The following is a 255-nucleotide window of genomic DNA, read 5'->3' as shown; positions in this document are numbered from 1 at the left end:
CGAGGGTGTCCTGCTGGACGCGCTGCCGGGTCCGGTCCAGGGCGTCGCCGGCGAGGCGGACGACGTGGAACGGGTCCATGACGGGGACGGCGTCGGGGAGTTCCTCGGCCGCGGCGGTCTTGAAGCCGCTGAACCCGTCCATCGCGACCACCTCGATCGCCTTCGACCAGTCCTTGGGTCGGGCGGCGAGCCACTGCTTGAACACCTGCTTCGAGCGGCCCTCGACCATGTCCAGCAGCCGTGCCGGGCCCGTCT

At 71.4% G+C, this 255-nt stretch carries 1 protein-coding gene; it reads right to left on the bottom strand.

The window, feature by feature from the left end; genetic code table 11:
* Positions 1 to 255 (bottom strand): transposase (locus QM019_RS12805; protein WP_282853316.1); only part of this gene is annotated, 255 nt, incomplete at both ends.

This window comes from Gulosibacter sediminis, assembly GCF_030011715.1.
GTDB lineage: Bacteria > Actinomycetota > Actinomycetes > Actinomycetales > Microbacteriaceae > Gulosibacter > Gulosibacter sediminis.
The sequence above is the reverse complement of the archived record's forward strand: the minus strand, read 5'-3'. Positions and strand labels throughout refer to the sequence as shown.